The 21215-nt window shown below is 34.8% G+C and carries 22 protein-coding genes and 1 riboswitch; of the genes, 3 read left to right on the forward strand and 19 right to left on the reverse strand.

The annotated features are described in order from the left end of the window. Positions 1-51 precede the first annotated feature (51 nt). Positions 52-270 (forward strand): RDAC family protein, encoded by a 219-nt coding sequence (locus tag DES36_RS01635; RefSeq protein ID WP_113919476.1) that lies wholly within the window; start codon positions 52-54, stop codon positions 268-270. 170 nt (positions 271-440) lie between these two features. On the opposite strand, the gene ppdK is transcribed toward DES36_RS01635, so the two are convergent. The 19 genes from ppdK to prmA form a co-directional block, all read right to left on the reverse strand. Beyond that, on the reverse strand, positions 441-3086 hold the full coding sequence (gene ppdK / locus DES36_RS01640; protein ID WP_113919477.1) for a pyruvate, phosphate dikinase: 2646 nt from the start codon (positions 3084-3086) through the stop codon (positions 441-443). After that, a complete protein-coding gene (locus DES36_RS01645; protein ID WP_113919478.1) occupies positions 3083-3904 on the reverse strand; it encodes a pyruvate, water dikinase regulatory protein in 822 nt (273 codons plus the stop codon). Before DES36_RS01645 ends, ppdK begins: the two co-directional genes overlap by 4 nt. Before the next feature lie 13 nt (positions 3905-3917). Further along, positions 3918-4559 (reverse strand): transcriptional regulator CcpN, encoded by a 642-nt coding sequence (gene ccpN, locus DES36_RS01650; protein WP_113919670.1) that lies wholly within the window; start codon positions 4557-4559, stop codon positions 3918-3920. A gap of 272 nt (positions 4560-4831) precedes the next feature. Beyond that, positions 4832-6220: a glycine--tRNA ligase gene (locus DES36_RS01655; RefSeq protein ID WP_113919479.1), complete on the reverse strand. Its 1389-nt coding sequence runs from the start codon at positions 6218-6220 to the stop codon at positions 4832-4834. 635 nt (positions 6221-6855) lie between these two features. Beyond that, complete coding sequence (locus DES36_RS01660) at positions 6856-7380, reverse strand: DUF4342 domain-containing protein (protein WP_113919480.1); 525 nt, start codon at positions 7378-7380, stop codon at positions 6856-6858. A 333-nt stretch (positions 7381-7713) separates the two neighbouring features. After that, the gene (recO, locus tag DES36_RS01665) at positions 7714-8448 is read right to left on the reverse strand and encodes a DNA repair protein RecO (RefSeq protein WP_113919481.1); all 735 of its coding nucleotides are present in this window, start codon (positions 8446-8448) and stop codon (positions 7714-7716) included. A 9-nt stretch (positions 8449-8457) separates the two neighbouring features. Then, positions 8458-9348, reverse strand: a complete 891-nt coding sequence (era, locus tag DES36_RS01670; RefSeq protein WP_113919482.1) for a GTPase Era — start codon at positions 9346-9348, stop codon at positions 8458-8460. A gap of 123 nt (positions 9349-9471) precedes the next feature. Then, positions 9472-9873: a cytidine deaminase gene (locus tag DES36_RS01675; RefSeq protein ID WP_113919483.1), complete on the reverse strand. Its 402-nt coding sequence runs from the start codon at positions 9871-9873 to the stop codon at positions 9472-9474. A gap of 199 nt (positions 9874-10072) precedes the next feature. Continuing rightward, positions 10073-10423: a diacylglycerol kinase family protein gene (locus tag DES36_RS01680; RefSeq protein ID WP_113919484.1), complete on the reverse strand. Its 351-nt coding sequence runs from the start codon at positions 10421-10423 to the stop codon at positions 10073-10075. Positions 10424-10434: 11 nt separating this feature from the next. Next, complete coding sequence (gene ybeY, locus DES36_RS01685) at positions 10435-10884, reverse strand: rRNA maturation RNase YbeY (RefSeq protein WP_113919485.1); 450 nt, start codon at positions 10882-10884, stop codon at positions 10435-10437. Between the two features lie 458 nt (positions 10885-11342). Beyond that, a complete protein-coding gene (locus DES36_RS01690) occupies positions 11343-12284 on the reverse strand; it encodes a PhoH family protein (protein WP_113919671.1) in 942 nt (313 codons plus the stop codon). Positions 12285-12329: 45 nt separating this feature from the next. Continuing rightward, complete coding sequence (locus DES36_RS01695) at positions 12330-13505, reverse strand: sporulation protein YqfD (RefSeq protein WP_170128134.1); 1176 nt, start codon at positions 13503-13505, stop codon at positions 12330-12332. Between the two features lie 11 nt (positions 13506-13516). Beyond that, positions 13517-13801, reverse strand: coding sequence for a sporulation protein YqfC (yqfC, locus tag DES36_RS01700; protein ID WP_113919487.1), 285 nt, complete (start codon positions 13799-13801; stop codon positions 13517-13519). Positions 13802-14168: 367 nt separating this feature from the next. Beyond that, positions 14169-14609 (reverse strand): GatB/YqeY domain-containing protein, encoded by a 441-nt coding sequence (locus DES36_RS01705; protein ID WP_113919488.1) that lies wholly within the window; start codon positions 14607-14609, stop codon positions 14169-14171. Positions 14610-14620: 11 nt separating this feature from the next. Next, positions 14621-14806 (reverse strand): 30S ribosomal protein S21, encoded by a 186-nt coding sequence (gene rpsU, locus DES36_RS01710; protein ID WP_113919489.1) that lies wholly within the window; start codon positions 14804-14806, stop codon positions 14621-14623. 120 nt (positions 14807-14926) lie between these two features. Then, positions 14927-15268, reverse strand: coding sequence for a histidine triad nucleotide-binding protein (locus DES36_RS01715; protein WP_113919490.1), 342 nt, complete (start codon positions 15266-15268; stop codon positions 14927-14929). A 9-nt stretch (positions 15269-15277) separates the two neighbouring features. After that, complete coding sequence (mtaB, locus tag DES36_RS01720; RefSeq protein WP_113919491.1) at positions 15278-16582, reverse strand: tRNA (N(6)-L-threonylcarbamoyladenosine(37)-C(2))-methylthiotransferase MtaB; 1305 nt, start codon at positions 16580-16582, stop codon at positions 15278-15280. A gap of 278 nt (positions 16583-16860) precedes the next feature. After that, the gene (locus DES36_RS01725; protein WP_113919492.1) at positions 16861-17592 is read right to left on the reverse strand and encodes a 16S rRNA (uracil(1498)-N(3))-methyltransferase; all 732 of its coding nucleotides are present in this window, start codon (positions 17590-17592) and stop codon (positions 16861-16863) included. Position 17593: 1 nt separating this feature from the next. After that, a complete protein-coding gene (gene prmA, locus DES36_RS01730; RefSeq protein WP_113919493.1) occupies positions 17594-18535 on the reverse strand; it encodes a 50S ribosomal protein L11 methyltransferase in 942 nt (313 codons plus the stop codon). Positions 18536-19096: 561 nt separating this feature from the next. Further along, a riboswitch (glycine riboswitch) is annotated at positions 19097-19188 on the forward strand. A gap of 229 nt (positions 19189-19417) precedes the next feature. On the opposite strand from prmA, the gene DES36_RS01735 reads away from it, so the two are divergent. Then, entirely contained in the window at positions 19418-19687 is a 270-nt protein-coding gene (locus DES36_RS01735) for an ACT domain-containing protein (protein ID WP_113919494.1), read from the forward strand. A 13-nt stretch (positions 19688-19700) separates the two neighbouring features. After that, entirely contained in the window at positions 19701-21059 is a 1359-nt protein-coding gene (locus DES36_RS01740) for a PFL family protein (protein ID WP_113919495.1), read from the forward strand. Positions 21060-21215: the final 156 nt, after the last annotated feature.

The raw sequence follows: 21215 nt of genomic DNA on the forward strand, positions 1-21215 counted from the left end.
TAGTATAATATATGAACTTATATAAAATTTGAAATCTAGGGAGGAATCGCTGTGGTATTATCTTTTGATTTTGTTAAAGAACTCAAAAATGCTCTACAGGACAACTTTTCCGTATATTTGCATTTCCATGACGGCTGTGGCGGTCAGTCTTTTTCTTTAGAGCAAACAAGTGACGACATTAAATCGTTCATTCATGATTATTTAAAAAAGCACAACCTAACAGCAGTTTTTGCAGACGACAACCTATGGTTTACAGTTAGGGAGAAATAAGATAATCTTACATTGAATCAAATCTATATGATCTTTCTTCAGCTTATAAAAATAGGGTATTGTTTTTAAACATTCTTAAGGACAATGCCTTATTCTTTTTATTACCTATTTTTATTAAAGAAGAGGGTATTATTTCTTTGATTTATAAGAAATAATACCCTCTTCTTTATTTATTTATCATTTTGAAAATCTGATTCTTCTTTTAGAACTGCCTGTGCTGCTGCTAATCTTGCAATTGGAACTCTATATGGTGAGCAAGAAACATAGCTTAAACCTGTTTTATGGAAGAATTCGATTGATTTTGGATCTCCACCGTGTTCCCCACAGACGCCTATTTTAAGATCTGGATTAGTCGTTCTTCCAAGTTTTACGCCTAAGGCTACTAGCTTTCCAACGCCTTCTTGATCGATGCTTTGGAATGGATCCTCTGGTAAGACATCTTTTTCTCTGTATTCGCTGATAAATTTACCTGCGTCGTCTCTAGAAAATCCATAAGTCATTTGAGTCAGGTCGTTAGTACCGAAGGAGAAGAACTCTGCCTCTTTGGCGATTTCATCTGCGATTAATGTAGCTCTTGGTATTTCGATCATGGTTCCTACAGAGTACTCCAAAGAAGAATTGTTTTCTTCTTTAACTTTTTCTGCTGTTTCTACAACGACTTTTTTCACATATTCTAGCTCTGCTTGGATGCCTATTAATGGGATCATAATTTCTGGTATAATATTACAGTTTTCTTCTTTTGATACTTCAATAGCTGCTTCCATAATAGCTCTTGTCTGCATTGCTGCTATCTCTGGATAAGTAACTGCTAGTCTACATCCTCTATGACCTAACATTGGGTTAATTTCTTGTAGGCTGTGAATAACTGCTTTTAATTCATCTACTTGCATATCAAAATCTTTAGCTAAAGCTACAATGTCCTTTTCTTCTGTTGGTAAAAATTCATGAAGCGGTGGGTCTAATAATCGAACAGTTACTGGCTTTTCTTTCATTATTTTGTAAAGACCTTTAAAGTCTCCCTTTTGCATTGGCATTAATAGGTCTAAAGCCTGCACCCTTTGCTCCGTTGAGGTAGATAAAATCATGCGGCGGACTACAGGGATTCTTTCTTCATCAAAGAACATGTGCTCTGTTCTACATAAACCGATACCTTCTGCTCCAAAATCTAATGCAGTTTGTGCCTCTCTTGGCGTATCTGCATTTGTGCGCACTTTCATTCTTCGAACCTCATCTGCCCAATTCATTAAGATGCCAAAGTTTCCAGATAATTCTGGTTTTACAGTCTTAATGCTTCCTTTGTATACCTTTCCAGTACTACCGTCTAAGGAGATGTAATCGCCTTCAGCAATTCTTACATCACCTATAATGAATAATTTTAGTTCTTCGTCTACTTTTGCCATTTCGCAACCAGCTACACAGCATTTTCCCATACCTCTTGCTACAACTGCAGCATGAGAAGTCATACCACCTCTAGATGTTAAGATTCCCTCTGCAGCAATCATTCCTTCAATATCTTCTGGTGATGTTTCTCTACGAACTAAAATTGCCTTTTCTCCATCTGCAACAGCTTTAGCAACATCTTCTGCATTAAAGTATACTCTACCTGTAGCTGCTCCTGGAGAAGCTGGTAATCCTTGCGCTAAAGGAGTTGCTGCCTTCATCGTTTCAGGATCAAAATTAGGGTGAAGTAATTGATCTAATTGCTTTGGCTCTATTCTTTGAATGGCTTCTACTTTTGTGATTAAACCTTCGTCTACCATCTCAGTTGCAGCCCTTAGTGCAGCATGAACGGTTCTTTTACCACTTCTCGTTTGAAGCATATATAATTTACCTTGTTCTATTGTAAATTCCACATCTTGCATATCTCTATAGTGTTTTTCAAGAAGCTGTGTAATATCTTCAAATTGCTTGTAAATTTCAGGCATGATTTCTGATAATTCATCAATAGATTTTGGCGTTCTAATACCTGCTACAACGTCTTCTCCTTGTGCATTAATCAAAAATTCGCCAAATAATTTCTTTTCACCTGTAGATGGGTTTCTTGTAAAAGCAACTCCTGTACCACAATCATCACCCATATTTCCAAATACCATAGATTGTACATTTACAGCAGTACCGATATCGTGTGGTATTTCATTTAAATTACGATATGTAATTGCTCTAGGATTGTTCCAAGACATAAATACGGCATTAATAGCATACATTAATTGCTCTTTTGGATCTTGTGGAAAATCGATTCTTCTTTCTTTTTTCACAATAGCTTTAAATTCTTCAACAATATCTTTTAGATTTTCAACTGTTAACTGAGTATCATCCACATAACCATTATCTTCTTTAAATCGATCTAATACGCCTTCAAATTTATATTTTTCAATTTCTAATACTACATCTCCAAACATCTGTATAAACCTTCTATAACTATCATAAGCAAAACGTGAATTATTTGATTTTTCAGCAAGAGTTAATACCGTTTGATCATTAAGACCGAGATTTAATATCGTATCCATCATTCCTGGCATAGAGAATTTTGCACCTGAACGAACAGAAACTAGTAGTGGGTTATCTTGATCACCAAATTTTTTACCTGTTTGCTCTTCAAGGTGTAATAGCGCCGCATCTATCTGCTCTTTTATTTCATCTGTAAGATTTTTATCGTTTTCATAAAATACTGTACAAGCCTCAGTAGAGACTGTTAGACCTGGAGGTACAGGTAAACCAATATTAGTCATCTCTGCTAAATTAGCACCTTTCCCGCCAAGAATTGCTTTCATTTCTGCATTGCCCTCTTTAAATAAATATACATATTTTTTGCTCAAAGTAAATCCTCCTTACGAATTATTGATAATATTATATTTGCAGTTTCTTCTATTGCTTTATGAGAAACATTAATAACAGGACACCTTAATTTGCGAAAGAGATCATCGGCATATTGCAACTCTAACATGATTCGCTCTAAACTGGCATAGTTTGCAACAGTATAGTCTAGGCCTAATGCTTTTAACCTTTCCTTGCGGATACCATTTAATTTATCAGGATTATTCGTCAGTCCAATAATCTTTTTATTCGATATTTCAAATAATTCCTTAGGCGCGTCTACTTCCGGCACAAGAGGAATATTAGCAACTCTGAGATTTTTATTGGCTAGATACATACTTAGGGGAGTCTTTGATGTTCTAGACACACCTACTAGTACTACATCTGCTTTTTTAATACCTCTTGGATCTTTGCCATCGTCGTATTTAACGGCAAATTCAATCGCCTCTACTTTTTTAAAATAATTTGCATCTAATCGTCTATTTAAACCGGCTTCATAAAGAGGTTCCTGACCTGTAATATCCCTCAAAGTATGAATTACTGGTCCCAATACGTCAATTGCTTTAATATTGTATTTACTAGCAGCATTGTTCATGTATTCCTTCATTTCAGGAACTGCCAAAGTGTATATAATAATGGAGTTGTGTTGAGAAGCTTCTTCAATAATTTCATCAATTTGTTCATATTCTAAGACAAAAGGAAACTTTTTGATTTCTCTAATGCTACTAAATTGAATTTTTCCCGCCTTTGCAACTAACTCTCCTGTTTCGCCAAGGGAGTCAGAAACCACATATATAACCCCTGTTTTATTATCTGACATTTGTTTTTCCTCCCTACTCATTCCCGATTTGTACCATGACTTTGGTAATCGTTGTTTTTGAGATTTTCCCAATGACCTTTAGATAGACTACTGAATTGTCAGAGATTACTTTTTCAACAACAGGAAGCGAATCTACTTCGTGGAGAATTAGCTTTTGTGCTGCATCAAAGACAGATTCATGGGTCTCTGCATATACAATATTAGGCATTCTCGTCATGATCATAGCGACAGGTAATGTTTTGATGTCGTTTGTTCCTATGGTAACTTTGATAAAATCTTTTCTTGAAACAATTCCAGATAAATATCCATTATGTTGGACAAATATATTTCCTGTATCTTCTAAAAACATAGTTACTATAGCGTCATATACTGTGGTTTCTTCTGATACAACCACCGGGTGTGTTTTCACATCCATTACATTTAAATTCTTAATGTAACTTCCCATAACACTAAGTAAAGATTTGCCTGAATAAAAATATCCCACTTTTGGTCTTGCTTCTAGTATGCCAATCATAGTTAGAACAGTTAAGTCTGGCCTTAAAGTCGCTCGAGTTAATCCAAGCTTCTCTGCAATTTGTTCACTAGTAATTGGTTGATCTGCTTTTACAATTTCCATTATTTCCATTTGCCGTTTTGAAAGTTGGATAAAGTCCACCCCCTGATGATATAGTATTGGGAAGCTAGCACTGCAGAAATTTGATACACAAATTTCTGCAGTGCTACTCACTAAATGAAAGCTAAAACTTTCATTTACGTACATATATGATTTCTCAGCCAAATTGGCAAGCTATTTGGCTGCTTTATCATCTATGTACTGCGAAAGCTTACGCTTTCGCTTAGCTCGTTAGAAACGCAAAATATGTTATACTTATTATGATTGACATAATAAAGTATAACATATTTGAGGTATTATTTATATTTATTTTTTTAAAATTCCATCTTTTTCTCTAAGAAACTTTTCAATTCTGCTATACTAATTCGTATTTGTTCCATCGAGTCTCTGTCTCTTATGGTTACTGTGTTATCTTCTAAAGTGTCAAAGTCAATGGTTATACAGTAAGGTGTGCCTATTTCATCTTGTCTTCTGTATCTTTTACCTATACTACCAGCCTCATCGTAGTCTACCATCATATATTTAGAAAGTTCACTGTAAACTTCACCAGCTTTATCCTTTAATTTCTTTGTTAGAGGAAGTACGCAAGCTTTAAAAGGTGCAAGGAATGGATGTAATTGTAATACAGTTCTCTTATCATTATCCTCAAGTTCTTCTTCTTTAAATGCATTGCATAAGAAGGCAAGTAATACTCGATCTACACCTAGTGAAGGTTCTATACAATAGGGTACATATTTCTGATTTGTCATTGGATCTGTGTAAATAATTTCTTTTCCTGAATGGTTGCCATGTTGCTTTAAGTCAAAATCCGTACGATCTGCTATGCCCCAAAGTTCACCCCAACCAAATGGGAATTTAAATTCAATATCACTTGTTGCATTGCTATAGTGGGACAATTCTTCTGCGGAATGGTCTCTTACTCGAATGCTTTCTTCTTCCATTCCTAGGTCCGATAACCATTTTAGGCAATAATTCTTCCAATAATCAAACCATTCCATGTCCTCTCCTGGTGCGCAGAAGAATTCTAATTCCATTTGCTCAAATTCTCTAGTTCTAAAAATAAAATTACCTGGTGTAATTTCATTTCTAAAGGATTTACCTATTTGTGCTATACCAAAGGGAATTTTCTTTCGAGTGGTTCTTTGCACATTACTAAAGTTCACGAAAATCCCTTGAGCTGTTTCTGGTCTTAAATAGATTTCACTTGAAGAATCTTCTGTAACACCTTGGAAAGTCTTAAACATCAAATTGAATTGTCGTATATCTGTATAGTTTAAAGATCCACAGTTAGGACATTTAATCTCATGTTCTAAGATATAGTCCTTCATTTGATCATTGCTCCAGCCATCTACAACTGCATCTTTGCCTTTCTCAAATAGATAATCTTCAATAAGTTTATCTGCTCTATATCTTGTCTTACACTCTTTACAATCCATAAGTGGGTCATTAAAGCCACCTACATGACCAGAAGCCACCCAAACTTGAGGATTCATTAAAATTGCACTATCTAATCCTACATTATATGGAGATTCTTGCACAAACTTTTTCCACCATGCTTTTTTGACATTGTTTTTAATTTCTACGCCAAGTGGGCCATAATCCCAACTATTCGCTAAACCTCCGTATATTTCCGAACCAGGAAATACAATACCTCTCATCTTGCAAATACTTACAATCTCACTAATCTCTAGTTGCTTACTCATTCGTTATCCTCCTATTTTCTTTTAGGTGGTCAGGTGGTCAGCTTCAAGGTGGTCAGCAAAAACATTTATGCCACCGTTGGTGGCTGTTATGAAAGATCCTTTAGATTAGAGCCCATGATAACCTATGTGCACCTTGCGCATTAATTCTAGTTACTACTTCTGTCATTCTGAGTGAAGCGAAGAATCTTACATTATCTCGCCTTTAGGCGAGGATGGTTTTGCTTACCACCTTACCACCTTACCACCTTACTACCTTACCACCTTAAATTAAAAAAATCCCTTGCTTCATCAGCAAGGGACGATTATTACCGCGGTTCCACCCTATTTGGTACAGTTACCCAACTTTTTTTTAGTTTATGCTCCAAAGCTCCCTTCACATGGTTTCATAATGGAGCTTACACCATTCTCCACTCGCTAGATACGTTCCCAAGTTACTCTTCTTTGTCATTGCATATATTCATTTATCTATAACTAATAAATTACTAAATTACGGGGTTAATGTCAAGGGAAACTTTTTGTTTAGCCACTAGTAAATAATTATCAACGTCAAGTCTTACGCGTCAAAGATCCTTCGCATTCGCTCAGGATGACTGAGATGAAGTTATTGTTTAAAGTAGATTTTTAGTACATAACAATTAGCGGTCTAGTATGTCTTTTACTGTCTTTTCAACTTTGTCGCTAGCATTCTTCAGTGTATCATTTACATTTACGACTACATCGCCTTTTCTTTCTACTTGTATGGTACAATCTGTAGCAATAGCTGCAATTCCTGCTAAAATGGATAGATAAGGTATTAACACAACACCTATTGCTGCTGCATTAACAGGAATATTTAAGACTACTTCATCCTTCTTTTTAACCGTAAGCTTTGTTACATTACCTTCTTTTAAAAGCTTCTTAATAAGCTTTAAAATATCCTTACCCTTAGCAGTATACTCTTCTTTGCTGTTTGTCTTTTCTTCATCCTCTTCTTGATTTTCTTTCTGGGATTCTTCCTTTTCTACTAAGACAATATTGATGGGTTGTGCATTTTTTTCTCTTAAAAACTGCAATGCAGCTTCATAATCGCCATTGGCTTCAGCAAGAGCTTCAATAGCCTCAGCAGTAGTACAATTGGTCTCTTCGATGAGTTTATTGGCAATCTCTGTAATAGAACTCATATTACCACCTCCGTTTGTGCACTTCGTGCACAATTATTAATTGAGAATTAAGAATTGAAAATTATCTATCTCGCCAAAGGCGAGTCATGTTCCACTTTCCACTTTCCACTTTTAGTTTTGACTTTTAGTTTTGGTTTTTGGCTTTTGGCTTTTGGCTTTTGGCTTTGGTTTTGGCTTTGCTTTTGGCTTTGCTTTTGGCTTTGCTTTTGGTTTTGGCTTTTGGTTTTGGCTTTTGGTTTTGGCTTTTGCTGACCACCTTACCACCTTACCACCTGACCACCTTACCACCTGACCACCTTACCACCTGACCACCTTATCACCTGACCACCTTATTCATATTGTCTCCAGGAACTCAAAGGAATATAGCTTTTTATCGATGTGATATACAATATAATCATTCATTAGCTTAATTAAGTACTTCATCAGCTCTTCATTAAATATTAACTGACTGATTTTTGTAATATCGTAGTATAGAATTGTCTTTAGTATTTCAAGACCATTTCTGCTGATTTTTCTTTCAAAAGTACTGTTTCCTTTGCATTTAGGGCAAATCAGACCACCAATTTTTTTTGAAAAATAGTATTCTTCGTATTCCTTCGTACATCGGCTACAATGATTTAAATGAGGCACATAACCTAAAAATCCCACAAATTTTAATTGAAAAGACAATAGTACTGTTCTTATATCTCTGGTCTTGTCGCTTGCCAATAAACTGAGTGTATGAAGGAGTAAGCTGAGGATTCTTTCGTCTTTTTCACTTTCCAAAAAGGTTGCATTAATCATCTCTATTATATATGTAGCAGAATAGAGTTTTTCAAGACTATTTCTCAACTTATAAAAAGATTCAATTAATTCCGATTGGCTTAAATAACCCAACGATTTTCCAGGGTAGTAGACAAAGTTTGAGTAACAAAATAATTGTGTTGTACCTGTATACTGACTTTTGGGTTTTTTTGCGCCTTTTGCAATGGCCTGAATCTTTCCTTTTTCCTTTGTGAAGATGGTTACAATTACATCGTTATCACTTAGATCTGTTCTTTTTATTACTACGCCAGAGACTTTTTCCATTGTATTCCTCTATTTCCTATACCCTAAATCTCTCAGGTCAAAGTCTTTATCTCTCCAATCTGGACGTATTTTTACCCAAAGTTGCAGGTTTACTTTGCACCCTAATAGATTTTCAATATCTTGTCGGGCACGAGTACCAATTTTCTTTAGCATTTTACCCTCTTTACCTATTATAATCCCTTTATGGCTTTTTCGTTCACAATAAATGTTAACTTCTATATCATATAATTCCCCATTTTTTCTTTCCTTCATGCTCATGACCTCCACAGCTATACCATGGGGCACTTCATCTTTGAGAAATTGTAGGGCTTTTTCACGAACAAATTCTGCGACAATAATTTTTTCAGGTTGTTCCGTTATAGTATCTTCTGGAAAATATTGTGGACCCTCTGGGATGTATTTGTATACGAGATTTAATAAAGTATCTACATTTTTTCCATCAATTGCAGAGATGGGCACAATCTCATCAAAATGATACTCTTTAAGTTCATCAATTTTACCAAGAAGCTCTTCTTGGCTCATCTTGTCCACCTTATTGATTACTAAAATCTTCTTTGTTTTAAGATCTTTTAAGATATTGACAATATACTGGTCTCCTGGTCCCATTTTACCTGGTTCATCTACAAGAAAAAGTACTACATCTACTTCTTTTAATGTAGAAGTAGCTACATCCACCATATAATCGCCTAATTTATTTTTAGGTTTGTGCATACCTGGTGTATCGATGAAGACCATCTGATAATCTTCTGTAGTGTGAACGCACCGAATAGTATTTCTCGTAGTCTGAGGCTTTGACGACATAATAGCCATCTTCTCCCCAATAATATTATTAAGCAATGTAGACTTCCCTACATTAGGACGCCCAATAATCGTTATAAATCCTGATTTAAATTTATTCATATATTCCTCCGTTTGAGTTCTAAGTTTTATAAAAGCGGTTGGATCGTTGGACGGGAAAACATTTACTCTCCTATAGGCGAGATATGGTTTTACTGACCACCTGACCACCTGACCACCTGCTTTTTAATCCAGTAGCGTCTCCTTCGAAAAACTACTAGGCAACAATTCTTCGATGGAACTCATCCTAGTTTCCCCCTTATTATTGACTAGTATGATATCAACTTCTGTTCCAAATTCACAAATTACTTGTCTGCATATTCCGCACGGATAGGTGAAATCTTCTTCATCTGATGTAATGGCAATCGCTTTTATAGACTTTACCCCTTCAGAAACGCCCTTAAAAATAGCCGTCCTCTCCGCACAATTGGTGGCTCCGTAGGATACATTTTCAATATTGCAACCTTTAAATATCTGTCCATCTTCAGAAAGTATTGCAGCACCTACTCTAAAATGTGAATAAGGTGAATAAGAAAATTCCTTTGCAGCAATGGCCGCATTTACTAATTCTGTGTATCGCTCGTTCATATTTGCCTCCTTAATTACAATATAAGCTCTAAGTAGATATTCCCAATTAATCTCTAGTGGAAAGCGGAAAACGGAAAAATTCAAACCACTTAGAGTGGCCTAATGAGTGATAAAAGCTAACGTACTATCTTTATAATTTCTCATCTATAAGCGAGATGATTTTTTTCCATTCTGGTTTCACTTTCCGCATTCCACTGTTTTATCCAAAGATTTTTGGATAAAACAATAAAATCCCTATAATAACAGAAAATATAGCACTTATAAGTACTGCACCAGCTGCTACGTCTTTGACGATTTTTGCAAGAATCCTATATTCTTCTGTAACTAAATCAATTGTCTTTTCTAAAGCTGTATTGATCATTTCTGCTGTAATAACCATATTTATGGTCAAAAATAAAATGCACCATTGTAATAAACTCAGTTTGAGGTAAATACCTAGAAGGAGCACTATTATTCCTATTCCAAAATGAATTTTAATGTTTCTTTGAGTCGTAAAGGCATATTGAATACCTTGAAAAGCGTACTTAAAACTAGATATTAATTTTTTCATATATACACCAACTAACAGATATTTAGGTTTTTAATTACTTGTTTTTCTTTTCCCCTCATAACTCGCTTGTCCTCTTCTTCCATATGGTCATAACCTAAAAGGTGAAACATACTATGAATTGTAAGGTAACACAATTCTCTTTCAAAACTATGCCTATACTCTATGGCTTGTTCTTGTGCTTTGGGAATAGAGATGATAATATCTCCTAAAAGAATCATCTCTTGACCTAAGTCATCATCATCTTCAACCATAGGAAAAGAAAGTACATCAGTAGGCGAGTTCTTTCCTCTATACTGTTTATTTAATTGATGAATTTCTTCATTATCTACTAAAGACAAACTAATTTCCACATTATCAGGAAATTCCTCTACCTTCAAACACTCCTGAGCACATTTTTCTAATTTTGCAACAAGCTCTTCATCTATTTCAATATCGTACCTATTATCGATAAATAATTCCATTAATCCTCCATGTTAGTTCTAAGTTTTATGTTGTAAGTTCTAAGTAAGACAAGATGGTAAGCAAAAACATACCTCGCCCGAAGGCGAGCAAATGTTACCCCGTATATTTTTTGAATTGATTTATGTTAACTAGTATTAGTATTTAGTTCTGTAAGATCCTTGGTCGCAAGCTCCTCAGGATGACCTAGGCAGTTAGTTAAAGCTGTCTCTTGGGTCTTACCCTAGCTACTGCTTTGTCATTCTTGAGCGCAGCGAAGGATCTCTGCATGCTAACTATAAATAAATTCACTGTATAAGAATTTAATATTAAATTGAACAATGAAAAATAAACACTGAATATTGAACAGTACAAATATGCGACTTTATAGTAAATTTCTTATTGCATTGTTAACTGTTCATTGTTCCATATTCATTGCTCACTGCGACGTAGTCGCATATTTGCTGACCACCTGACCACCTTATAAATGTTCATTATCATATTTATCATAAGCCTCTATAATCTTCTGAACAATTCGGTGTCTTACTACATCGTCCTTTGTTAAATAGATAAACTCGATGCCCTTAATATCTTTTAGAATTTTTTCTGCTCTTGTCAGACCGGAAACTTTGCCCATAGGCAGGTCAACTTGAGTAATATCTCCTGTTATGATTACTTTTGAACCAAAGCCCATACGAGTTAAGAACATCTTCATTTGTTCTGGGGTTGTATTTTGAGCCTCATCTAATATAATAAAGGAATCGTCTAGAGTTCTTCCTCTCATATACGCTAATGGAGCTACTTCAATTAATCCTTTTTCTCTAAAACGAGTATAGGCTTCTGCGCCAATTAAATCATACAATGCATCGTATAATGGTCTTAGATATGGATCTACTTTATCCTGTAAGTCTCCTGGCAAGAAGCCGAGTTTTTCTCCAGCTTCTACTGCTGGACGAGTTAAGATGATTCTACTGACTTCTTCTCTTTTAAAGGCCTTTACAGCCATAGCCATGGCAAGGTAAGTCTTACCTGTACCAGCTGGTCCAATCCCAAAAACAATTTCATTTTTTTCTATGGATTTAATATATTTTTTTTGTCCTAAAGTCTTACAGCGAATTTGCTTCCCTTTATGAGTATAGCAAATAATATCGCTCAATTTATCATAATCATTTTCATGATCTTTTTTTACTAGTTCAATAATATAAGATACCTTTTGAGAGTCGATTGGGCCGCTATCTTTAATGGTTTGCACCATTTTATCAATGGCTCGTTTAGCATTCTCGGTATTCTTCTGCTCACCAACAATTTTGAGATCTCCATCTCTAAATACAAGGTGTACATTCATTTGTTCTTCAATTATTTTTTGGTTTTCATCGTATTGGCCTAGCAATTTCATTAGTAGTTCCCCATCTTCAATGGTCATACTTATTGTATAATCTGACAAAAAGTGATTCCTCCTTAGTGTGTTTTAATCGAGGAGCTGCTCCTCACTTATTTCCTCAAGTACATGGACTTTTACCTCATATTTATTAATATTATTTTCTTCCTGAATAGAAACAATCTGTATATCCTGCACTTGACCAATTTCTCTGTATTTCTTTTTTACTTTTTCCTGTACTTCGTCTTCTAATTCCTCTTTCGATTTATTAACACAGTTTTCTTTTTCATAATACTTTATTTTATTGATTTTAACAGGAAGTTTAAAATCAAAAATATGAAGATTTGCCTCTTCACTGCTGTGATAATAATAGTTTTCGTCGCTATCGAGGAAATTAATCACTAAATCTCCGATATGTATTACTCTATTTATTTTATAGCGATCTTCATCAATCATTTTATATTTTCGTATATCGTATTTTTCTGTATAATCTACTAAACCCATGACCTTAGCCTTAGCGTGAATCTGATTGAAAAAGATCTCTTCTCCTTCATCATTTTGTTTAGAGGTGACTATTTCACCTTTTACTAATAAATCTCCTTTTTTCACTTCTTGATCTACTTCTACATTAGCAGTACCGTTGATAATTAGAATATCTTTAATAATAGCATCTTTTTTAGCTATAAGATCTACAGGAAGGGATTTATCATATATTTTTTCTATCTTTTTTGCCTCTACTAAATCAATAATAGCTTTCGTCCCATTAAATTCAATATCTATATATTCAAAGTTTTTATAATCGTTTAAAAAAGATGTTTTAATTTCTTCGATATCTACAGTACCTTTTAATTTCCAAGGTTTTAAACCTCTACTTGCTATATCCTCTATAATTTCATTTTTATCTACAGTGATATCACCCATTACATCGACGGTTAATACTAAAGAAGATATAAAACAAATGCCTAGTAAGACAAGAAAAGAAGTTATGACAAAAATTTTTCGCGTTTTTACTCTCCATTTCCATAATGTCATTCCTGATTTTCTTATGATTTCAATAGTACAAGATAACTGATCCGATAATTCAGAAACTTTTTTGTAATCCCCTATCTCTATTTTCGCGCTTATTTCCTCTGAGCTTATTCTAAAAATATCCCAGATCAAAATATTATTATGGTGGATAAGATTGATTAATCTCTCAAGATGTCTGCCTTTTATGTTAATAATAACATAACCTCTAATATAATGCCATAACTTAACAATGATCAAGTTAACACCTCCTATCCATCTATTTGTACACTCTCAAGCTTCCCCTCTAAGAGCACTTCTTCTTTAATGATATTTCTAATAAACAGATTTTTGCCAGTTATTACGATAATGCCAATTTTGGAGTTGACTCTTATTTTACTCTCACTGTACTCTATTATACCCTTATGATTTTCTATCCGAATTTGTGTACTTCCTACCATAGTCACTTTCGGCAGATTTAAGGTGATTTCCTTTGGTAACTCTAACGCATCACTTACATTTTCTTTTATATTTTCAATTTTCTCTTTTTTTCCCATAGAACCCCTCCATATGGTATCTCTCCATATGGTATCTTATGTTTAAGAATTTGTAGATATGACTTAAACATCATTGGCAGCTGCCAATGATGAGCAATCAGCGATCAGCTACTAGTTTATTGCATTCCTTTCGGGTCATTTAGAATTAGTAGTAGCATTTGCACAATAATTCACACATTGTTTAATGTATATAAGTAGAACTTCTTATTAAATAAAATAAATCAGAAGACAGAATATTGCGAGGTGGGATTAATTGACTACAAATGATAAGCAAGATACATAAAGCATTACAGCTACCTTTGGTAGCCATTTTGCTGGTTGATAGCTAAAAAAAGTCCGAGAACGCAAGTTCTCGGACTTTTTTAAACTACAGATTTTCTTTTACTATTTTATTGACCATTCCACCGTCAGCACGGCCTTTAATCTTAGGCATTACTATGCCCATGATTTTGCCCATATCTTTCATGGAGGTTGCGCCAACTTCATTTATCGCATCAAGTACAATGACTTTTAGTTCTTCTTCACTTAATTGTTGGGGAAGGTATTCCGTTAAAACTTCGATTTCCCTTTCCGTTTGATCGATTAAGTCTTGCCTATTTGCTTTTTGAAAATCTATAAGCGCATCTTTTCGCTGCTTTACTTGTTTCGAAATGATGCCGATAATGTCATCTTCAGACAATTCTCGTCTTTCATCTTTTTCGACTTGAAGTATTGCTGCTCTTACTAATGTGATGGCTGATTTTGCGATTGTATCCTTATCCTTCATTGACTGCTTTAAGTCAGCGACTAATTGCTCTTTGAGGGACATGTAAACACCTCTTACCTAAACTTTTTAGTGTTTCTTTTTCTAGCAGCTTCAGATTTCTTTTTTCTTTTAACACTAGGCTTTTCGTAATGTTCTCTTTTTCTAACCTCAGACAATACACCTGCTCTAGCTGTTTTTTTCTTAAATCTGCGTAGAGCATTCTCTAATGATTCACCATCTTTAACTTTTACTTCAGACATTTTCCACCCTCCCCTCTACTACATTAATGTAACAGATTGTTAGAGTTATTGCTACTATCGTAATAGCGGGCATTTAACACTATTATTATATAATATACAATTATATCATGTCAAATAATTCTAACCTGGAGGCCAACCCAAATTTCTTCCACCTAATAAATGATAGTGTAAGTGAAGTACCGTTTGTCCTCCATCTTCACCACAATTATTTACTAATCGAAATCCAGTATCTACTATGCCAAACTTTAAGGCTAATCGATTTGCAACAGTGTGTATTTGGGTGATGATTTCATTGCCAGCTGGTACGGTAAGCACGGAATCGTAATGCTCTTTTGGTATAAGCAAAAGATGTATAGGTGCTTGAGGATTAATGTCTTTTATGGCTATTACATTATCGTCTTCATAGACTATTTCGCCAGGAATTTCTTTACTTGCAATTTTACAAAACAAACAATCGTCCATATAAATCTCCTATTCTTTATGGATTCCATTGACAAAACCTGTACGTATTTCTTTAATCTCTACAGGAATTGTTTGATTGATCATATTTTTATTACTCTGTATTTTTACCAATATATAATTTGTAGTATGTCCCTGATAAATATTATAATCTTCTTTTGAGCTTTGTTCAATCAATACAGTCATTTTTTTACCCAAAAATTGTTTATAATACCTTTTTTCCAATTTGTCAGAAAGTTGAATAATTTCTTTACTTCTCTCTTCTTTTATAGACTCCGGTATTTGATTATCCATCTTTGACGCAGGAGTACCTTGCCTTTTTGAATATTTAAATACATGGAGTTTACTAAAGCCAATTTGATCAATAAACTCGTAGCTTTCTCTGAAGTTTTCATGGCTCTCTCCTGGAAATCCTACCATTATATCTGTGGTCAAAGATGCTTGGGGAAAAACTTTTCTAATATTATCTATAATGGTTTTATACGTTTTTGTGTCGTATTTACGATTCATTTTCTTTAGTACTTCATCACTTCCGCTTTGTAAAGATAAGTGGAAGTGGTCACACAATTTATCGATATCTTCTAAACCCATAATAAACTCTTCGTCTAACAACATAGGTTCTAAGGAGCCAAGACGAATACGCTCTATACCTTCTATCTTATTTAAACCTTTTAGCACATCAATTAAAGTAACACCCTCTAATTCTCTACCATAAGAAGATACATTAATACCCGTTATGACGATTTCTTTATAACCTTGTCCTGCTATTTGCCTGCCTTCTTCAAGAATATTCTCTATACTCCTGCTCCTTACTGGACCTCTGGCATAAGGAATAATACAATAAGAGCAAAAATTATTGCAACCCTCTTGAACTTTTATAAAGGCTCTCCCATGATCTTTTACCTTAGATATTTTTAATTCTTCATATTCTTTTGTCTTCATAATATCTTGTACAATATCTATATTGTGACCAGATACCTTTTTTTCTTCTACTAATTGGACAATTCGATTTCGATCTTGATTGCCTATAATAATATTGACTTCTGGAATCTTTTTTAGATCTTCAGGAGATGTTTGAGCATAACAACCTGTTACAGCTACTATAGCTTGAGGACTTACTCTCTTTGCCTTTCGTATCATCTGACGAGACTTTCTATCACCTACATTTGTTACTGTACAAGTGTTAATGATATAAACATCTGCTTGTTCCTCAAAACTCACTATTTCATAACCTGCTTTTTCAAATAATTCCATCATCGATTCAGTATCATAGGTATTTACTTTACAACCTAATGTATGAAAAGCGGCGGTTTTCATCTATATAAATTCTCCTTTTCTCTTAAATGCGTGGAATGCTGAAAGCGGAAAGCTGAAATTTAGCCACCAGTGGTGGCTGTTTTGAAAGATTCTTCGCTTTGCTCAGAATGACTAGGGTATTAGGTAGGGCTGGTGCTGTGAGACTTTAATTGCCAATGCTCATTCTCTTGGCTCTAGCTTATTCTCTTAGCTCTAGCTCCTTCTTTGTCATTCTGAGGCTTTAGCCGAAGAATCTTTAGTTTTTAAGTTTTTGCTGACCACCTGACCACCTAACCACCTTATAATTCAAAATGATAAACTAGCATAGAAAGTGCAGCCATGCCGGCTGTTTCCGTTCGAAGTATTCTTTTCCCTAAGGAAATGGATTTTGCTTTAAGTTCTTTTAAATACTGAGCTTCTTTTTCGGATATGCCGCCTTCTGGTCCGATTAATACGCCTATTTTCTGTACTTTATTATGTGCCTCTAAAATTTTTTTTAAATTGCTATCATCTTCATTTTCATAAGCTATAAGATTCAAATCATTTTTTTCAAATTCTTTATCTATATTTTTTAGCTTTACAACAGGCTTTATTATGGGAATAATGCCTCTCTTAGACTGCTTTGCTGCCTCTTCTGAAATTTTTTGCCATCGTTCGATTTTCTTATTAGCCTTTTTATCCATTTCTACAATCGTCCGCTCCATAATCACTGGCACAATATTTGTCACACCTAATTCAACTGTCTTCTGTACAATTAAATCCATTTTTGTAGCTTTAGGAAGACCTTGGTATAAGGTTATTTTAACTGGCATTTCAGAAGAATTTGTAGTTTTTTCTATGATTTCTAATAAGACTTGATTTTTGTCTATTTCTTGTACTGTGGCTATATATTCTAAACCCTTTCCATTGCTCAGCTCTACCTTTTCGCCTATTTTCACGCGCAAAGACTTGGTCATATGTTCATGATTTTCACCACTAATATATACTTGCTCGTCTACAATTTGATGATCTTCTATAAAAAAACGATGCATTTTATCCCTTATATTGAGCCATTATTGCCGCCCATTCTCCCATTCGTTGAACTTCAATTATTTCAAAACCATTACTTAGAAGACTATCTACTACTAATTCTACTTTACTTAGTATGATACCTGAAGAAATGAAGATTCCATTTTCCTTTAAACAAGGCTTTATTTGATCTGCTAATTTTACAATGACTTCCGCTAGAATATTGGCTACTATTACATCTGCTTTTTCATCTACTACGTCTAGAAGATCACCTTGACGAACATCGATAATTTTATCTAAACGATTGTGAATTGCATTTTCCTTAGCTACCTGTACTGCTAGAGAATCTACGTCTACTCCTATTACCTTTTTGCAATTGAGATTTGCTGCAGCCAAAGATAATATTCCTGATCCACAGCCTATATCAAAGACTATATCTCCTTCTTTTACGTGTTTTTCTAAATTGATGATACAAAGTTGAGTTGTCTCATGTAAACCTGATCCAAAGGCCATACCAGGATCCATTTCTATAATCAGATCACCTTCCTGCGATATATAGGGCTCCCAACTTGGTTTTATGATAAAATGTTGTCCTATTAAAGTAGGTTTGTAATATTGTTTCCACGAATTTTCCCAATCATCTTGATCCACTTCTGTAATTGTAGTTTCTACATTTCCCGTATTCAAACCAAAAGAAGGCAATTGATCAATCCTTTTTTTAATCTGAGCAATTGCTTCCTTTACATTTTCCGTTTCATTTATATACCCTTTAATTATAGAAACCTCTGGATCCATGTTTATTAAATCATCATCTATATAATCCCATAGTACTTCTTTGTTCTTTAATATAGATAAATTGTTTGGTGACTCTATTACTACTCCATCTGCACCAGCTTCATAAAGAATATTAGATATTGCTTCTTCTGACTCTGGAGTAGACTTTATCTTTATTTCCGTCCAAATCATTGTAATTCCTCCTAGAAAATACTATTGGTATATTATATATAAAGGAATTTCTTTGGTCAAGTGATAAGGTGGTATGAGGTGGTCAGGTGGTAAGCAAAACCAAAAAACAAAAATCAAAACCTTAAAAGACATAAAGTGAAATGGTTGGACGGTTGGATGAGAAAACCTTAATCAGCGGAATGCTGAAAGCGGAAAGCAGAACTTTTAAGTTGAAATGTTGGTATGTTGTAAAATTGGAAAAAGTAATTAGTTGGCTATGAAAGTATACTGGCCTTCAGACGAGATAAAGTTGGGAACGGTGCCTCACCGTTGCAACGTAACTGTTATCACAGTACTGATAACTTGTAGCTGTCCTTTTGACGCGTGAGGTATGACCCAAAAAACTGAACGCTGACGGCTGGTTGCTGATGGCTGATTTATCTGCTTTCCACGATAGGGTTTACAAATTCAGAAAATGAATTTACATTTTCTTCGTCCAATGCTATAGTTATAAATATAATTCATTATTCTACAAATAACTACATACTAGCTGGGTGAAATTAACGGGTAACTTTCGTTAATGGACAGGACTCTGGAGAGACTTCTAAAAGCACCGAAGGGGATAAAGCCATATTATGGTTAAAACTCTCAGGTAAAAGGACAGAGACAAAAGTATATTTTAACTTAAAATTTAAATTTACTTTTTCTTTGAGACTTCGGTCTCATTTTCTTTTTGGCTGAAAGCGGAAAGTATCTCATATTTATTAGCCCATCGCGGTCAGAGTTCCGCTTTCAGCATTCAGCTTTCAGCATATTAACAAGTTATCACTAAGTTTCTAACTTATGAGAAATACAGAAAGCTAGTAGACGTCAACTAGCGAAAATTCATGGAGGTGCTTTCATATGAAAGGTGTTATTACAGTTATCGGGAAAGATAAGGTAGGAATTATTTACAATGTTACAAAGGTACTAGCAGAGAAAAAGGTCAATGTAGAGGATATTAGCCAAACGGTTATGCAGAATTATTTTACTATGATGATGATGGTCAATCTTTCAAATATGGATTGTGATTTTAAAGAATTAAAGGATTCTTTAGAGGCATTAGGAGAAGAAATTGGATTGTCTATAAAAGTACAGCTAGAAGACTTATTCAAGTCCATGCATAATATTTAAGGAGGGTAATTTAGTGAGCTTTTACAGTAATATTTTTGAAACACTTCGAATGATAGAAGAAGAAAATTTAGATATACGAACGACTACCATGGGGATTTCTTTGTTAGATTGTATCGATTCTAGTGGTGAGCGCGCTAGACAAAAGATTTACGACAAAATAACGAATTATGCTAAAAACCTCGTTAAAGTTGGCAATGAAATTGAAACAGAGTTTGGTATTCCAATTATTAACAAAAGAATCTCTGTTACACCAATAGCTCTTATCGCAGCTGCTAGTGATGACAAAAATTACACTGCTTTTGCCAAAACCTTGGACAAGGCTGCTGAAGAAGTAGGTGTAAATTTTATTGGTGGATTTTCCGCATTAGTTCAAAAGGGCTTTGCAAAAGGCGATGAAATTCTCATTCATTCTATACCTGAAGCTCTAAGTGAAACAGAGAGAGTCTGCTCCTCTGTTAATTTAGCTAGTTCAAAAGCGGGTATCAATATGGACGCAGTAAAGCTTATGGGTAAAATCATAAAGGACACTGCCTATTTCACAAAAGATCGAGATTCTATTGGTTGTGCAAAGCTCGTCGTATTTTCTAATGCTGTAGACGACAATCCTTTTATGGCTGGAGCTTATCATGGTGTAGGAGAACCAGAGGTCGTCATCAATGTGGGCGTCAGTGGACCAGGTGTAGTAAAATCTGCATTAGAAAAAGATAAAGGTGCTCCACTAGATATCGTAGCTGAGAATATAAAAAAGACTGCCTTTAAAATTACTAGGGCAGGTCAAATCGTTGGAAAAGAAGTTTCTTCTAGACTTGGAGTTCCCTTTGGCATATTAGACTTGTCCTTAGCTCCAACTCCAGAAATTGGAGACAGTGTTGCAAGAATTTTAGAAGAGATAGGTTTAGAAGCTTGTGGCACCCATGGCACAACTGCATGCCTTGCAATGCTTAATGATGCAGTGAAAAAAGGTGGAATTATGGCCTCTTCTTCTGTTGGCGGACTAAGTGGAGCATTCATTCCAGTCAGCGAAGACGAAGGAATGATTCAAGCTGTTTTAAATGGAGCATTAACTTTTGACAAATTAGAGGCCATGACAAGTGTATGTTCTGTAGGATTAGATATGATTGCAATCCCTGGAGACACTCCGGAATCGACAATTTCCGCTATTATTGCGGATGAAGCAGCAATTGGTATGATTAACCACAAGACAACAGCAGTTCGCCTCGTTCCTGTACACGGTAAAACCGTTGGAGACACAGTGGAATTCGGTGGACTTTTAGGCTATGCACCTATTATGGCTGTTCATAAATTTAGTTCAGAAGACTTTATCAATAGGGGTGGCAGAATACCTGCTCCGATTCATAGTTTTAAGAATTAAACAAGGTGGTCAGGTGGTCAAATATGCGACTTACGTCGCAATGAATAATTAATAATGAATAATGAACAATGAAATGCACATGAGAGATTTACCCAAAAGTGACATATTTGTACTGCTCAATGTTCAGTGTTCATTTTTCAATATTCATTTTAGCTT

This window comes from Alkalibaculum bacchi (genome assembly GCF_003317055.1).
In the GTDB taxonomy this organism is placed as follows: domain Bacteria; phylum Bacillota; class Clostridia; order Eubacteriales; family Alkalibacteraceae; genus Alkalibaculum; species Alkalibaculum bacchi.

Bases quoted from the DNA above. Each gene is read 5' to 3' on its own strand.
- DES36_RS01645 (WP_113919478.1), bottom strand. From the start codon at position 3,904: ATGTCAGATAATAAAACAGGGGTTATATATGTGGTTTCTGACTCCCTT.
- DES36_RS01655 (WP_113919479.1), bottom strand. From the start codon at position 6,220: ATGAGTAAGCAACTAGAGATTAGTGAGATTGTAAGTATTTGCAAGATG.
- DES36_RS01660 (WP_113919480.1), bottom strand. From the start codon at position 7,380: ATGAGTTCTATTACAGAGATTGCCAATAAACTCATCGAAGAGACCAAT.
- recO (WP_113919481.1), bottom strand. From the start codon at position 8,448: ATGGAAAAAGTCTCTGGCGTAGTAATAAAAAGAACAGATCTAAGTGAT.
- era (WP_113919482.1), bottom strand. From the start codon at position 9,348: ATGAATAAATTTAAATCAGGATTTATAACGATTATTGGGCGTCCTAAT.
- DES36_RS01675 (WP_113919483.1), bottom strand. From the start codon at position 9,873: ATGAACGAGCGATACACAGAATTAGTAAATGCGGCCATTGCTGCAAAG.
- DES36_RS01680 (WP_113919484.1), bottom strand. From the start codon at position 10,423: ATGAAAAAATTAATATCTAGTTTTAAGTACGCTTTTCAAGGTATTCAA.
- ybeY (WP_113919485.1), bottom strand. From the start codon at position 10,884: ATGGAATTATTTATCGATAATAGGTACGATATTGAAATAGATGAAGAG.
- DES36_RS01690 (WP_113919671.1), bottom strand. From the start codon at position 12,284: ATGACCATTGAAGATGGGGAACTACTAATGAAATTGCTAGGCCAATAC.
- yqfC (WP_113919487.1), bottom strand. From the start codon at position 13,801: ATGGGAAAAAAAGAGAAAATTGAAAATATAAAAGAAAATGTAAGTGAT.
- DES36_RS01705 (WP_113919488.1), bottom strand. From the start codon at position 14,609: ATGTCCCTCAAAGAGCAATTAGTCGCTGACTTAAAGCAGTCAATGAAG.
- rpsU (WP_113919489.1), bottom strand. From the start codon at position 14,806: ATGTCTGAAGTAAAAGTTAAAGATGGTGAATCATTAGAGAATGCTCTA.
- DES36_RS01715 (WP_113919490.1), bottom strand. From the start codon at position 15,268: ATGGACGATTGTTTGTTTTGTAAAATTGCAAGTAAAGAAATTCCTGGC.
- mtaB (WP_113919491.1), bottom strand. From the start codon at position 16,582: ATGAAAACCGCCGCTTTTCATACATTAGGTTGTAAAGTAAATACCTAT.
- DES36_RS01725 (WP_113919492.1), bottom strand. From the start codon at position 17,592: ATGCATCGTTTTTTTATAGAAGATCATCAAATTGTAGACGAGCAAGTA.
- prmA (WP_113919493.1), bottom strand. From the start codon at position 18,535: ATGATTTGGACGGAAATAAAGATAAAGTCTACTCCAGAGTCAGAAGAA.
- DES36_RS01735 (WP_113919494.1), top strand. From the start codon at position 19,418: ATGAAAGGTGTTATTACAGTTATCGGGAAAGATAAGGTAGGAATTATT.